Consider the following 13,915-nt stretch of genomic DNA (forward strand, 5'->3'; position numbering starts at 1 on the left):
GTTAGCAGTTTTTGTTTGGTCTAAAATTTAACGACTTCTGGAGCATCCCGGAAAGACTCGATTACGGCAGAGGTAAGGGTGATTTCTAGGACTGCTTGATTGGTAATGTTATCGTCAAACCCTTGTAAAGCGGTAGTTGAATTTACTAATTCCGTAATGGCTTGTTTGCCTTGAATTACTCGAACCGTCGCTTGATTAGAAGAGAAGCGCGTCCCCAGTTTGGGATCATATAAGCTGGCGATGGCTACTTGGGGATGATTAACAGCATTCTGAGCTCGCTTTGTTTTGGGATCGGTAACTACGTATAATACGTTTTCCTGTTTTTCGGACTGGGTATAAGTGACAATTGAATTACTGACGTTTCCGTCTGAGTCACTGGTGGCCAAGTAAAGATTTCCTGGTAGTTCTGCCAGTACATTACTAAAACGAGATTGAGCTGGTTGATTTTCACCACTAGCGGTTTCCCGTTTGGTCATTTTGCGAATGGTCATAATAGTTAGTGGAATGATCAAGATGATGTAACCAATGATTCCACCAATCAAAATTAAAAACCAGTAATTAGTGAAGAAGTTCCAACCATAAATCAAACTTCCTAGGGCAAATGAAATTACGTAGACAATGAATAGTTCAACGAATCGTTTTAAATACATTAGAACACCTCGTTTAAGTTTATGTAAGATTATTTAATACGTTTATTTCCTTTTTCATATTACCATTTTTACCTGTCGATGTTGATAAAAAAGGTAGCTCCAATAAATTTTATTGGAGCTACCTTAGTTATTAGTTAAAAACATTAAAACTTAAAGAACCAAGTGAAAACGTTAAAGATTGATGGCATAGTTAACACCTCCTTAATTGAATATGATTACTATAACTGATTTATTACGACAATTAACTAAATGTAGTAAATCTTCGTCATTTTTTAGATGCATAAATTAACCAGTGTGATACAATACTCACCAAATTCTAGCTATGAAATTAGCACAATTTTAAAATTAAGGAGGAACTATTTTGACAGAATTTGGAAAACTATTAAAATACTTGCGGACTAGTCGACATGTTACCCAAGCTGAACTTGCCCACAATCTCATTTCCCGCGATACGGTCGTCCGGATTGAAAATAAGCATCAAAGTCCTTCTTTTGAAACAAGTACCGAATTACTGGAAAAATTAGGGATTTCTTTAAGTGATTTTGATAAGCAACGGGCCACTTATAATCCCACCAGTTTTTCTAAGTTAAGTCAGTTGTTCTTATATCAGTTAAACAGTTCTGGAGATCATCAAACCTTAGAAGAAATTAAAGAATTGGCGCATATGATTTATCAAAAGGACAGCAATATGACCGCTCGAAATATTATGCTTTCCGTTGAAGCAATGCTCCAAATTGATGATCAAGATTTTGACGTAAAAAAGATTAAAGAATTACGTAATTTATTACGACCAGTGTGGGATGATTTATCACAAATTGACGAATGGTGCATGTTAGATTTACGGATTTTGGATTCGTGTCTTTTCTTTTTTGAATTAGATACGGCTCGTGAAATTATGCACCATGCTTTTCGAATTATTGATAAAAAATATCCCACCTTAGTAGGATTAAAGGCAGCTTTTAGTGCGAACTATTGCTATTTATTAATTTTAAATCGAAAAATTAAGCCCCCGTTTATAGAAGTAATGGAATCACGGAAAATCGCATCCCAAACTGGTAGATATGATCTAGTGATTGTTGCTGACATTCGGCTCATTTTGTTAGAACAAGATCAAAACTATCAAAGTAAAATTAACCATAAACTGGATATCTTGAGTGATTTTGGTGCGAAAAAATTAGTTACATCGTTACGTAGAGAAATTAAGACCATCCTAGCTAGTTAATGTAATAATTTTGCTACAAATTAAAAATATTTTTGGCAACGTTTTAAAATAGCATTAATCAATTGAAAGGGGATTATTAATGTTTAATAAAACTTGTCGGAAAAAGATGTATAAAGCTGGGAAAACCTGGGTAATAGGAGCAATTTTCACTATTACATTTACAGGGATTACCGTAATTAGTAGCAATCAGGTTTCTGCTGATAGTACTCAAGGGAACCTAACTACTACTTTAACGAAGCAGGCGGATTCCAATTCACCAAATGAAAAGTCTGAGGATACAACTAAAGTAACTTCAGAAGAAAAGCGAACTGATTCAGATCAGTCAGTTGGTAAACAGACAACTAAAGTACTTAATTCTGAGTCTGATAGCCAAAGTACCAAGCAAACCGAAGGTGCTGAAACTAAGTTAGAAAAAACTACCGCTTCTTTAGAAGATACGCAACAACAATCAGATATTGCGGAAAAAGCGGGAAATGACTTAAATCAGCAAAATAAAGAGCAACAAGATTCTGAACAAGGGCAACACTTAGATCAAATTGATTCAAATCACAAAACAGTTGATACTGGGACTCAAGCTAATCCAACTACAGATCAATCTAGTTCTGAAACAGAATCGTCAAAAAAACCAGCTGCCAAAAGTGACAACCAACCACAGGCAGAACAACAAGCTCAAGAATCCGAAACGAAACCGGGTGCCGATTCTAAACAACAACCAGAAGATCACCAAGCTGATTCAAAGCAGCAGGATGATGGGACAGAAGCGAATACCAACGAAAATCACAAGTCGGCAGAAAAACCAGGACAGTATTTTGATAAAAACGGTAATTTTTACTATCAATATAATGACGGTAGTTATGCCAAGGGCTTGACTAAGATTAATGGATTTACCCAGTACTTTGATGATTCTGGGAAACAGGTGAAAGGTGACTACGTTACAATTGATGGGAAAAAGTATTACTTTAAACCCGGAAGTGGAAATTTAGTTACTGGAATTGAAACGATTGATTCAAAAAATATTGCATTTAATAAAGATGGAACTCGGGTGCAAAGTTCTTTTTATGAATCTGATAAACAAAAATCATTGCCTAATTTAGATGCATTGAAATTAGAACAAGATGATGAAGATGAAACTGGAACCAGTGATAGTAGTAATCCTTACTATCGCGAACAAAAAAAGAAAAACGATAAAAATAAAATATCAGGGAATATTTATTACGTTAATCAAAACGGAGAAATTGTTACTGGATTGCAAACGATTGACGGGAAAACTTATTACTTTGATGGTAGTGGGGTTATGCGTCGAGGATTCTCTGGAGTTTTTAATGGAGAATTACTTTACTTTGATGCGAAGACCGGAATTGCAACGGAAACTAAGAATTCCAAAATTAAGGAAGGAATTGCTGATCAAACCACTGCTTATACGCCCCACAATGCGGTTAATGGGACGTCAAAAGATAATTTTAAAAATATTGATGGGTATTTGACTGCCGAGTCCTGGTATCGTCCTAAAGAAATCCTGGCTGATGGAAAAGACTGGCGTGCTTCTACAAGCAATGACTATCGGCCAATCCTAATGACTTGGTGGCCGAATAAAAGGACAGAAGTTAACTATCTAAATTACATGGTTAAAGCAGGTCTGATTGATAATCACCAAGGATTTAAACTTGATGATGATCAACAGTTGTTAAATGAATCAGTTACTGCCGTTCAAAAAGCAATTGAAACTAAAATTAGTCAGCGTAATGATACGGAATGGTTACGCGAATTGATGAGAGACTTCATCAAGGAACAGCCCCAGTGGAACATTATTAGTGAAAATCCTAATCACGATCATTTACAACGCGGGGCTCTAAGCTTCATTAACAGTAAATTAACTCCTGATGCTAATTCAAACTTTCGTTTGATGAATCGGACACCGACAAACCAAACTGGAAAAGAAAAGTATGATGTTGATAAGAGTAAAGGAGGATTTGAGCTATTATTAGCAGATGACGTTGATAACTCTAATCCTGTTGTGCAAGCGGAACAATTAAACTGGCTTCATTTCTTAATGCATTTTGGTTCCATTACCAATAATGATCCAGATGCGAACTTTGATGGAATTAGAATTGATGCCGTTGATAACGTTGATGCTGACTTATTGAATATTTCTGCAAAATACTTTGCTGCTTTATATGGTGTGAAAAAATCTGATAAAGACGCAATGAAACATTTATCAATTTTAGAGGACTGGAGTCATAATGATCCACTTTACATGCGTGATCATGGTCAAGGACAACTTAGTATGGATGACTATAGCCATACTCAGTTAATCTGGTCATTAACTAAGCCAGATAAACTGCGAGGTGCCATGAAACGATTCCTGGAGTATAAAATGGTAGATCGAAGCCGGGACGATAAAGATAATCAGGCTTTACCTAATTACTCATTCGTAAGGGCGCACGATAGTGAAGTGCAAACGGTAATTGCGCAAATTATCGAAGATTTATATCCAGGAGTGAAAAACAGTTTGGCTCCCACACAGGACCAACTTGATGCTGCTTTCAAAGTTTATAATGAAGACATGAAGCAGGCAGAGAAGAAGTACACTCATTATAATATGCCAAGTGCGTATGCAATGATGCTGACAAATAAAGATACGATTCCGCGAATTTATTATGGAGATTTATATACGGATGATGGAGCATTTATGGAAACTAAGTCACCATACTTTGAGGCCATCGATAATTTCCTTAAAACTAGAATGAAGTACGTAGCTGGTGGGCAAACAATGGATGTCGATAAGAATGATGTCTTGACGAGCGTTCGCTTTGGAAAAGGAGCTATGAATGCCAGTGATCAAGGGAATGCTGAAACTAGAACTGAAGGAATTGGAGTAATCATTAGTAATAATCACGATTTGAAGTTAAATCAATCGGATCAAATCGTTTTACACATGGGAGCTGCGCACCGTAACCAAGCATTTAGAGCAGTTACCGTAACTACCGCTGATGGATTACAAAACTACACTAGTGATACACAGGCTCCAATTCGTTGGACAGATGAAAATGGAGATTTGATTTTTACTGGCAATGAAATCAAAGGATATCTTAACCCGCAAGTTTCTGGTTATCTTTCTGCTTGGGTCCCGGTTGGGGCTAGTGCAAATCAAGATGCAAGAACGAACGCTAGTGATCAGCAAAATAGTGACGGAAATACTTTCCATTCTAACGCTGCCTTAGATTCTCAGGTTATTTTTGAAGGATTTTCAAACTTCCAAGCAATGCCGAAAACGGTTGATGAATTTGCTAACGTTCGGATTGCTAAAAATGCCCAGATTTTCCGGGACTGGGGAATTACGAGCATGCAATTAGCTCCACAATACCGATCTAGTGAAGACAATACATTCTTGGACTCAATCGTTAAAAATGGATATGCATTTTCTGATCGTTATGATCTTGGTTTCAATAAGCCAACTAAATATGGAACCGATGCCCAATTACGTGATGCAATCAAAGCACTACACGCCCAAGGAATCCAAGTCATGGCCGACTTTGTTCCTGATCAACTTTACAACATGAAGAAACAGGAATTAACGACGGTTAACCGGACGGATTCCTTAGGAAAGCCAGAAACCGATTCGGATATGCAAGGGGACTTATACGTTTCTAATACCCGTGGTGGAGGAGCTTACCAAGAAAAATTTGGGGGAGAATTCTTAGAGCAATTGCAAAAGGATTACCCAGAATTATTTAAGGATAAGCAAATTTCAACGGGACAACCAATTGATCCAAGCACTAAAATTAAGGAATGGTCAGCTAAATACTTTAACGGAAGTAACATTGAGGGTAAGGGAAAAGATTTCGTGTTAAAAGATCCTTCTACCGGTCAATATTTCAAGGTCGTTGATAATGGTAATGGTAAAGAATACTTACCAAAACAACTGCTAAACCTGCCTTCTTCTGCCGGATTTACTCGTGATCAACAAGGGATTATTTACTTTGACACGAGTGGTTATCAAGCTAAAAATTCCATTATTAAGGATGATCTAGATAATTACTATTACTTTGATAACAGTGGTCATTTAGCAACGGGAGAACAGACGATTAATGGTTCAAAATACTACTTCTTACCAAATGGCATTGAATTAAGAAATTCATTCTTCCAAGGTCAAGACGGAAATACGTACTACTATACCGGCTCAGGACGTCAAGCCCGGAATCAATACGTTTTAGACAAGGGTGGTAATGCATACTACTTTGGCGATGACGGTAAGATGTTAATTAATCAACTTTATGACGTTGAAGGTAAATATACCCAATACTTTGACCAAAATGGAGTTGAAGCTAAAGATCGGTTTGTTAAAACTCCGGATGGTAAGGTCCATTACTTTGATGATGGTAGTGGAAACTTAGTTTCTGATCGGTATGCTGGTGATCACGATGGAAACTGGTATTACATTGATAAAAATGGGAATGCTACGACAGGGATGGTTGAGTTAGATGGAATGAAAAAATATTTCCATGATAATGGAATCCAGAGCAAAGGTGAATTCATTGATCTTGGAAATAATCAATTTTTCTACACCGACGCTGCTGATGGGCACTTAGTTTCCGGATATCAAGTAATTAATGGACATCCACATTACTTTGATCCTAATACTTTAATTCAAGTTAAAGGTGATTTTGCCACTAATCCGGCCACTGGAAAAACGTATTATTTTGACGTAAACAATGGTGAACCAGTAAAAAATCAATATGTTACTAAAGATGGAAAAACATATTATCTTAACGCTGCTGGTGAAAAAGTTTACGGAACCCAAGTAATTAATGGTCAAACCGTTAATTTTGATCCCCAGTCGGGAGAACTATTAAAATCAGGTGATAATGTTCAACCTGAACAAAACTCTACTGAAAACAAGACACCAGTAACTAACTAAATAATAAGTTAAATTAGAATTAAGGCTGTAGTTTTAAAACTACAGCCTTTTTTATTTGATGAAATCGTTGCTATGAATGGGTTGCAACCCACCGTTGCGAGCTTGTCAGCGAAGCAGAGCTAGAGATTCACTAGTATTAATTGCTTGATTTGCTATATTGAGGACAGCTAGATTTAATCAACTCAGAAAGGACAATGCAAATGCAAAATAATTCATTAGGAAAGCAGATTATTCGTTTACGGCAACGACAACAATTATCCCAATCTCAATTAGCGGAACGGTTATTTGTGTCTAGACAAGCAATCTCCAAATGGGAAAACGGAGATGCAGAACCGGATTTGGACAAGCTAGTACAACTAAGTCAGATTTTCAATGTTGATTTAGACTATTTAGTTTTAAATCAGCCGATGCGTCAAACACCAATTTTAGCATTAACGAAGATCAGTAAAAATTATAGGCAGCCGATTTTGAAAGATGTTAGCTTTAGTTTACATAATCATGAGCGGGTGGCCTTATTAGGAAGTAATGGAGCAGGGAAAACCACGCTCGTTAATTTAATTGCCGGCCGAATTAAACCAGATGCGGGAATCATTGAACGACATTATCAACCCAAATTAGAGTTTAGTTTAATGCCACAAAAAAACGTATTAATTGGTCCAATGCGCGTGCAAGAAATGATGGAACTAGAAGTTAGCGTTGCTAAATTAAACACGATTGATATTGAAAAGATACTAAAAAGTGCCAACCTATGGGAACAACGACGACAGGTGGTAGATTCATTATCTGGAGGGCAACAACGGAAGCTCATGTTTTTATTAACGATGATTAAGTCCGCCAAATTATTTATTTTTGATGAACCAACTGTGGGGATGGATTTAGAGACCATTGACCACTTTTGGCAGCGCTTGGACCAAATTTCTGGGACCACATTGGTGATTACCCATGATTTTAATCAGATTGATCATTATTTTGACCGGGTGCTGCTGTTAAAAGGTGGAGTGATTGCTGCCGATGAACAGGTCGCTACGATTCACGCGCATAATCAAGATTTGGATACTTGGTATCGTGGCCATAATCAAGTTCAGGAGGTATAACATGAACAATTACTTAACGCTCAAAATGACCTTTCGAAATCGGCGTTTTCTTTTTTTCACGATGGTAACTCCAATTTTATTCTATTTGTTGATGCACTTAATTAATCATAATGATGCGTTTGCTGTTTCTAATTCGTTATTAATGGTTACTTGTTCGGTTGTAATGGGAATTGCTGGTAATTCCTTAGTGACATTTGCCAAATCATTTAATTACACGAAAAAATTTTATTTACTCCAGATGGAGACGTCACCATACACCATTAAACAGTGGATTTTTGATGATCTTTTATGTCAAACCATGCTTAACGCTTTAATTGCAATTGTAGTAATCATTTTTGGAATGTTACTGGGTGACTACGGACTGTCTGGGAAGTTATTAATTTTGTTTTTGCTACTGCTGTATCTTGGGATTTACCTAAGTTTATTTGGTTTTTTAATTGGTCAATGGCTAGATGCCCAAACTCTCGATGCCACTAGTTTCTTTTTAATGTTTGCAGTGATGTTCTTATTGATTCCATTTCATGAATTTGCAAACGGAAAATTTGAACAAATTATTACGAAGATCCAGCAATTATTTCCACCGTATTATCTATATCAAGTTATTACAGCTAAATTTCTCGGTCAAACCTGGATGATTAACGTGGGCTGGTTCATTGGGATTAGCTTATTGACGGGAATTCCAGTAATCATTGGCATTTATTACTTACTGAAAAAACAAACCGTATAGCAGTTCAATGATAGAAAGGATTTATTAATGGGAGATAAGCATAATTGGAATGAGATTCATGATTGGCTGAAACATGAGTACGAAGCAGGACATTTCCAACAACCTTATGATTGGAAACAGCAAGCAGGGTTTACAAATGTAAATTATAATGGGTCAACAACTTCCAAACAAAAAAGTGACTGGGAATTAGGAAGCAAACATGCTCAGCAAGAGTGGCAAATGAAACAACATTATCAGTGGCAATGGATCTTTTTGGGAGCCATTTTCTGTTGGATTAATCCATTATTTCGGGGCCGATTTCAAGAAATTATTGATTATATAACTGGATATAAAGAAACTTGGAAGCGTTTAAAACAACACAATTAGCTTTAAGATTATTAGTTATTAAATAAAAAGCAAAAATCCAACTATCTATTTAATAATAGTTGGATTTTTTTGGTTATAAGGTCAATTTATTTTCTCTTTAATGGATTTCTTTGTGGGTGGCTATTGGAACTTAATTTCTAATTGGATTAATAAGAAAGAACCAGAAGAGCCAGTCGTTGTTGCTGAAATGTTAGCTAAAGCATTAGGAAGATTAGCTTAATAAAGGCAAAGATTCATGTGAGTAATTAACGATTAGGTTAAAAACGATTCAAATTGATTAAATGAACTAATGGTTCATTAATTTGCCATGAATCCATGGAGCTAGAAGAATAAATACGGAAATTCGCTTAAGATGCTGTTTTTATTAAATTTAATTATTACTTCGTATAATATATATTATGTAAACTAAAATATGCAATTAAGGTAATCTAGCTTCAAGGATTCCGCCCCGCTTATATGTACGCAAAATAAAAAGAACGAATCTTAAATTCGTTCCTAATCTTTTAATTTATGAATATTTCGTTCCCAGCCTAACGCTAACGCTCCTGAACCTAAATGCGTTCCGATAACCGGGCCAATCTCTGCTTGCGTAAACTCTACTTCTGGAAATTCGTGCTTAAGGTGCTTCATCCATTGTTTTCCAGTTTGACTAGCGTTAGCATCCAGTACGAATGCTTTGATCGGATAATCTAATTGAGCTGTCTTTTCGCTAAATAACTGCTCAACTCGTTTTAAAGCGCGCTTCATTGTGCGAACCTTATCAAAAGCCACAATTTCATCAGTTTGCTTATCAAAGGTTAAAATTGGCTTGATGTTCAATAATCCACCAATAAATGACGATGCGTTTGATAAACGACCGCCTTTAACTAAGTTCTTTAGATCATCTACCACAAACAATTCATCAATCGTAGCTCGTTGTTCCTTCAATTTGGCAATAATTGTATCCGGATCAGTATCAACAGCAGCTAATTGAGCCGCATAAATGGCTAAATCTCCCATTAATCCTAACGTAATTTCTGAATCAAATGGAATTACACGTAGATTGGACACCATGTTTGCAATGTTACCGATTTGATTATAAAACCCAGAAATGGTTCCAGCCAGCGTAATTGTGATAACGTTTTCATAGCCTTCATCTGCTAATTGATTGTATAGTTCAATTAGTTTTCCCGTGGCTGGTTGAGAGGTTGTCGGTAATTCTGATGCTTCCGCTAACTTAAGATAAAAATCCTTGCTAGTAATATCAACATTTTCTAAGTATTCAGTTGCTCCAAACAAAAGCTCAAGTGGAATAATGTGGATATGATACTTCTTAATTTCCTTTTTAGAAAGATAGCAGGTACTATCAGTTACAATTGCGGTTTTCAATCTATGCACCTCATTTATTCAATCTTTTAATACTAGTTGCTAATCGATTTAATAGGATTTTTAATAGGTTCGATTCGTCTTCAGTCCATTGAGCAAAAATTTGTTGTTGAAGCTGGTCATAAGCGGCGTTAATCTGCTTTAATGCATCGGTGCCCAAGTGTGTTAATTGATAAATTAACTGACGCCGATCTTGACCAACGGCATGTTTAATTATCATCTCTTTCACTAACAAGCGTTTCAACTGACGTGAAAGCGTCGAAGTATCTAGATTCATTGTATGTGACAACTTTTCTTGAGTATCGCTCCCACCGTTAATTGCCATTAACAACTGCCACTCCGAAATAGTTAAATTTTGAGCCTTCGTAATTACCTGCAATTGGTGTTGATGAATTTTACTAACGTCGCGCAATGCCTCTAAACTATTTTTCATCGTTAAATCCTCCGCTAATCATTATAACATTAATTGCCTGTTACAAGTTTACGCTTTTTCTTATTGCTGTTAGTTATAGGATTTATAAGCTATACTAAAAATAACGCTAAATTTAAAAGGAGACGAATTATGTCATTTGATGGTTCCTTTACCCACGCAATGGTTAACGAATTACAATCTGAGTTAATTGGAGGCCGGATTACTAAAATTAGTGAACCATATCCTAATGAAATTATCATAACGGTTAGAGCTCAACGACAAAATTATCAGGTATTATTATCTGCTAATCCTACCTATGCTCGCATTCAAACTACCACGATTCCCTTTCAAAATCCCCCAGTTCCCAATAACTTTACAATGACATTACGCAAACATCTCCAAGGTAGTTTTATTAATCAGATTCACCAGGTTGATAACGATCGGATTGTCCATCTCCACATTAATACCCGCAATGAAATTGGAGACTTGGAGGAACTAGTGCTGGTCATTGAAATCATGGCTCGGCATAGTAATATTATGCTGGTCGAAGCCCAAAATCGAAACATTATTGACGTCATCAAACGGATTGGCCCCGACAAAAATCGATTCCGCACTATTTTACCTGGTTCAAAATACGTAAATCCACCCCAACAAGATTTATTAAATCCGTTTCAGTTATCTGACTTTAGTGTAATTGAACACCTTGATCATGATTTTCCCAACTTAGAAGTCCTAGCCGGTGAATTACGGAAGCATTTACAGGGATTGGGAATTGATACTTCGTTTGCTCTTGCAGAGGCTCTGCATCAATCTGGAGGAAGTCTGCAAACCAAGTATACTGATTTTTGGCAAAAATTTAATCACCCTTCACCCGTAACGACCCTCACTAGACAGGGGAAACTAGGGTTTGCCCCTTTTCCCTTCCCTCCTTTACAAATTGAGCAACATTTTACCTCATTGAGCACAATGTTAGATCAATTCTACCAAACTAAGGTTCAAAGAGAACGGGTTCGAGAACAAGGCGCCCAATTAATTCAAATCACTAGAAATGAATTAAAGAAAAATCGCAAGAAAATTAAACGATTAGAAAAAGATGAAACGGATGCTGCTAACGCTGATCAATATCGGGTTAAAGGTGAAGTTTTAATGACCTACCTGCATCAAGTGAAACCCGGAATGAACCAAATTTCATTGCCTAACTTTTATGACAATAATCAACCGATTGAGATTAACTTAAAGGTTGAACTCTCCCCCTCCGCAAATGCCCAGTGGTACTTCAAACAGTTCCAAAAGAAAAAGAATGCTGGTCAATACATTCAGCAGCAAATTCAAAACGCTCAGGCCGAGATTGACTACTTTGAAAACATTGAGAGTCAAATTGAACTGGCTAATCCCGAAAATTTGGATGACATTAAAACCGAGCTCCAACAATCTGGCTATCTAAAACGCCAGACGGGACGCCAAAATAAAAAAGTTCAAGTTAGTCAACCAGAAAAGTTTATGGCAACCGATGGGACGGTCATTTTAGTCGGAAAAAATAACTTACAAAATGACAAGTTAACCCTCAAGACTGCTGACAAACGGGAAACCTGGCTGCACACGCAAAATATCCATGGTTCCCACGTAATTATTCGTTCATTTGATCCAAGCGAACAGACCATTCTAGAGGCCGCTAATTTAGCCGCTTATTTTTCTAAGGCCCGGGCTTCAGCGAATGTGCCCGTCGACTATGACTTAGTCAAACGAGTTAAAAAGCCCAATGGTGCCAAACCCGGATTGGTTCACTATACCGGTCAAAAAACCGTCTATGTCACTCCTAACCAAGAGCTAGTTGAACAACTTCGGCGTAATGCGAAAAAATAAAACTAAAATAAACCTATGGATCCTTGTTAGTCATAGGTTTATTTTTTAGGTTGCGCTAATTTAAAGATGATAATCATCGTTATAATCGCTAAACTTGTGAAGCCAGCCATAATTCCCAGCATTGCAATTACCCCTAATTTAGTCATTAGTACACTAACTAAAGGATTTACGAAAACGGTTAAAATCGTCGTTAAAAACGTCAAACCAGAAAGAAAAGTGGCCCGTTCACAATCCCTAACCCAATTATTCAAAATGGTCATTACAAGTGGATCTAAAAAATCAACTGTAACATACAAAATTCCTAAACCACAAAGAAACAAGTACGGTAATGATTGTAATTGCAGTCCGAAGCCAATCCCAATCATCACAATGATTAATTCCATAATTCGAGTAATTTTCCAATTCAATAATCGATAAGATTGCGTCGCAACTAACCCACCTACAAAACTAAACAGCATAAAAATCAGTCCATTTGCCGTTGCCGAATATCCAATTTTAGCGACCGTTTGCGGCATAAAACTAAAAATGGCATTCACGACCGCTGTAATCATTCCGGTCAATAAAAAGGTAGCCAGAATGGTTTTATTAGTAAACATTGAACGAAAAACAAGTAATGGTTGCCAAAAATCGGTTTTATTCTGCTTCCCCCTTACTTTTGGTTCAACGGGAAGACTACTAATTAATAAGATAGTCAATAACAAGCACCCAGTCTGAGCTATGTAAGGCAAGATAAAATTAACATTAAACAAAAATCCACCCACAAATGTTGCTATTCCCGTGACGAGTGCCGTTACTAACTGTACTTGCCCCCGAATGCGATCATAAAATTCTAAATCATGATCTGTCCGTAACGCTTCAAAAAAGTAAGCAGTGTCAGAGCCACTCAGAAGTGCATTACCTAGTCCCTCAAGAGTGGCTGACAATAAAATAATTAACAGCGGATGAGCCAAAAGAACCGCGCTAACCATGATTAAGGGAGAAATACTCAGAATCATCAGCCCGCTTACAATAATTTTACGACGAGCGACTAAATCACTGATAATCCCAGCTGGCAATTCCATGATTAGTTGAGCAACCAAAAAAGTCGATTGAAACAATGCAAACTGAAACAAGGTTAAGTGGAGAATTTGCAGACAGAACAAAATATTAATGATACGTGTGAAACGAGCTTTAACTCCCACTGTATAAAAATAATAATTAAACCGTGCTGATAAATTAATTGGACTCCCCCCGCTTTTTAACGAAAATTGCTCTTAGTATATGGATAATGAAATCTGTTGTCAATTACAATAAAAAAA

The 13,915-nt window shown here is 36.7% G+C and carries 10 protein-coding genes; 6 read left to right on the top strand and 4 right to left on the bottom strand.

Features of this window, described 5'->3' with window-relative positions; genetic code table 11:
• Nucleotides 1–20: 20 nt before the first annotated feature.
• The gene (locus M3M38_RS00780) at nt 21–650 is read right to left on the bottom strand and encodes a pyridoxamine 5'-phosphate oxidase family protein (protein WP_252814320.1); all 630 of its coding nucleotides are present in this window, start codon (nt 648–650) and stop codon (nt 21–23) included.
• A gap of 361 nt (nt 651–1,011) precedes the next feature.
• Between M3M38_RS00780 and M3M38_RS00785 the strand changes: the two genes are divergently transcribed.
• From M3M38_RS00785 to M3M38_RS00805, 5 genes are all read left to right on the top strand, one after another.
• Nucleotides 1,012–1,872 (top strand): helix-turn-helix domain-containing protein, encoded by an 861-nt coding sequence (locus M3M38_RS00785; RefSeq protein WP_252814322.1) that lies wholly within the window; start codon nt 1,012–1,014, stop codon nt 1,870–1,872.
• Between the two features lie 79 nt (nt 1,873–1,951).
• Nucleotides 1,952–6,790 carry a glycoside hydrolase family 70 protein gene (locus M3M38_RS00790; protein ID WP_252814323.1) on the top strand — a complete coding sequence of 1,613 codons (4,839 nt, stop codon included), beginning with the start codon at nt 1,952–1,954 and terminating at the stop codon, nt 6,788–6,790.
• A gap of 200 nt (nt 6,791–6,990) precedes the next feature.
• Nucleotides 6,991–7,884, top strand: a complete 894-nt coding sequence (locus M3M38_RS00795) for an XRE family transcriptional regulator (RefSeq protein WP_252814325.1) — start codon at nt 6,991–6,993, stop codon at nt 7,882–7,884.
• A gap of 1 nt (nt 7,885) precedes the next feature.
• Complete coding sequence (locus M3M38_RS00800) at nt 7,886–8,611, top strand: multidrug ABC transporter permease (protein WP_252814327.1); 726 nt, start codon at nt 7,886–7,888, stop codon at nt 8,609–8,611.
• A 27-nt stretch (nt 8,612–8,638) separates the two neighbouring features.
• The gene (locus tag M3M38_RS00805; RefSeq protein WP_252814328.1) at nt 8,639–8,977 is read left to right on the top strand and encodes a hypothetical protein; all 339 of its coding nucleotides are present in this window, start codon (nt 8,639–8,641) and stop codon (nt 8,975–8,977) included.
• 495 nt (nt 8,978–9,472) lie between these two features.
• Here M3M38_RS00805 and M3M38_RS00810 read toward each other — a convergent pair whose 3' ends face one another.
• On the bottom strand, nt 9,473–10,345 hold the full coding sequence (locus M3M38_RS00810) for a DegV family protein (RefSeq protein WP_252814330.1): 873 nt from the start codon (nt 10,343–10,345) through the stop codon (nt 9,473–9,475).
• Nucleotides 10,346–10,355: 10 nt separating this feature from the next.
• A complete protein-coding gene (locus M3M38_RS00815; RefSeq protein ID WP_252814332.1) occupies nt 10,356–10,775 on the bottom strand; it encodes a MarR family winged helix-turn-helix transcriptional regulator in 420 nt (139 codons plus the stop codon).
• A 129-nt stretch (nt 10,776–10,904) separates the two neighbouring features.
• Here M3M38_RS00815 and M3M38_RS00820 point away from each other — a divergent pair, with 129 nt between their 5' ends.
• On the top strand, nt 10,905–12,617 hold the full coding sequence (locus M3M38_RS00820; protein ID WP_252814334.1) for an Rqc2 family fibronectin-binding protein: 1,713 nt from the start codon (nt 10,905–10,907) through the stop codon (nt 12,615–12,617).
• A gap of 38 nt (nt 12,618–12,655) precedes the next feature.
• Here M3M38_RS00820 and M3M38_RS00825 read toward each other — a convergent pair whose 3' ends face one another.
• The gene (locus M3M38_RS00825; protein ID WP_252814336.1) at nt 12,656–13,798 is read right to left on the bottom strand and encodes an MFS transporter; all 1,143 of its coding nucleotides are present in this window, start codon (nt 13,796–13,798) and stop codon (nt 12,656–12,658) included.
• Between the last annotated feature and the right edge of the window lie 117 nt (nt 13,799–13,915).

The sequence above is a fragment of the Fructilactobacillus cliffordii genome (assembly GCF_024029355.1).
In the GTDB taxonomy this organism is placed as follows: Bacteria; Bacillota; Bacilli; order Lactobacillales; family Lactobacillaceae; genus Fructilactobacillus; species Fructilactobacillus cliffordii.

Coding starts and splice junctions, on each gene's coding strand:
- M3M38_RS00780 (WP_252814320.1), bottom strand. CDS start 650: ATGTATTTAAAACGATTCGTTGAACTATTCATTGTCTACGTAATTTCA.
- M3M38_RS00790 (WP_252814323.1), top strand. CDS start 1,952: ATGTTTAATAAAACTTGTCGGAAAAAGATGTATAAAGCTGGGAAAACC.
- M3M38_RS00795 (WP_252814325.1), top strand. CDS start 6,991: ATGCAAAATAATTCATTAGGAAAGCAGATTATTCGTTTACGGCAACGA.
- M3M38_RS00800 (WP_252814327.1), top strand. CDS start 7,886: ATGAACAATTACTTAACGCTCAAAATGACCTTTCGAAATCGGCGTTTT.
- M3M38_RS00805 (WP_252814328.1), top strand. CDS start 8,639: ATGGGAGATAAGCATAATTGGAATGAGATTCATGATTGGCTGAAACAT.
- M3M38_RS00815 (WP_252814332.1), bottom strand. CDS start 10,775: ATGAAAAATAGTTTAGAGGCATTGCGCGACGTTAGTAAAATTCATCAA.
- M3M38_RS00820 (WP_252814334.1), top strand. CDS start 10,905: ATGTCATTTGATGGTTCCTTTACCCACGCAATGGTTAACGAATTACAA.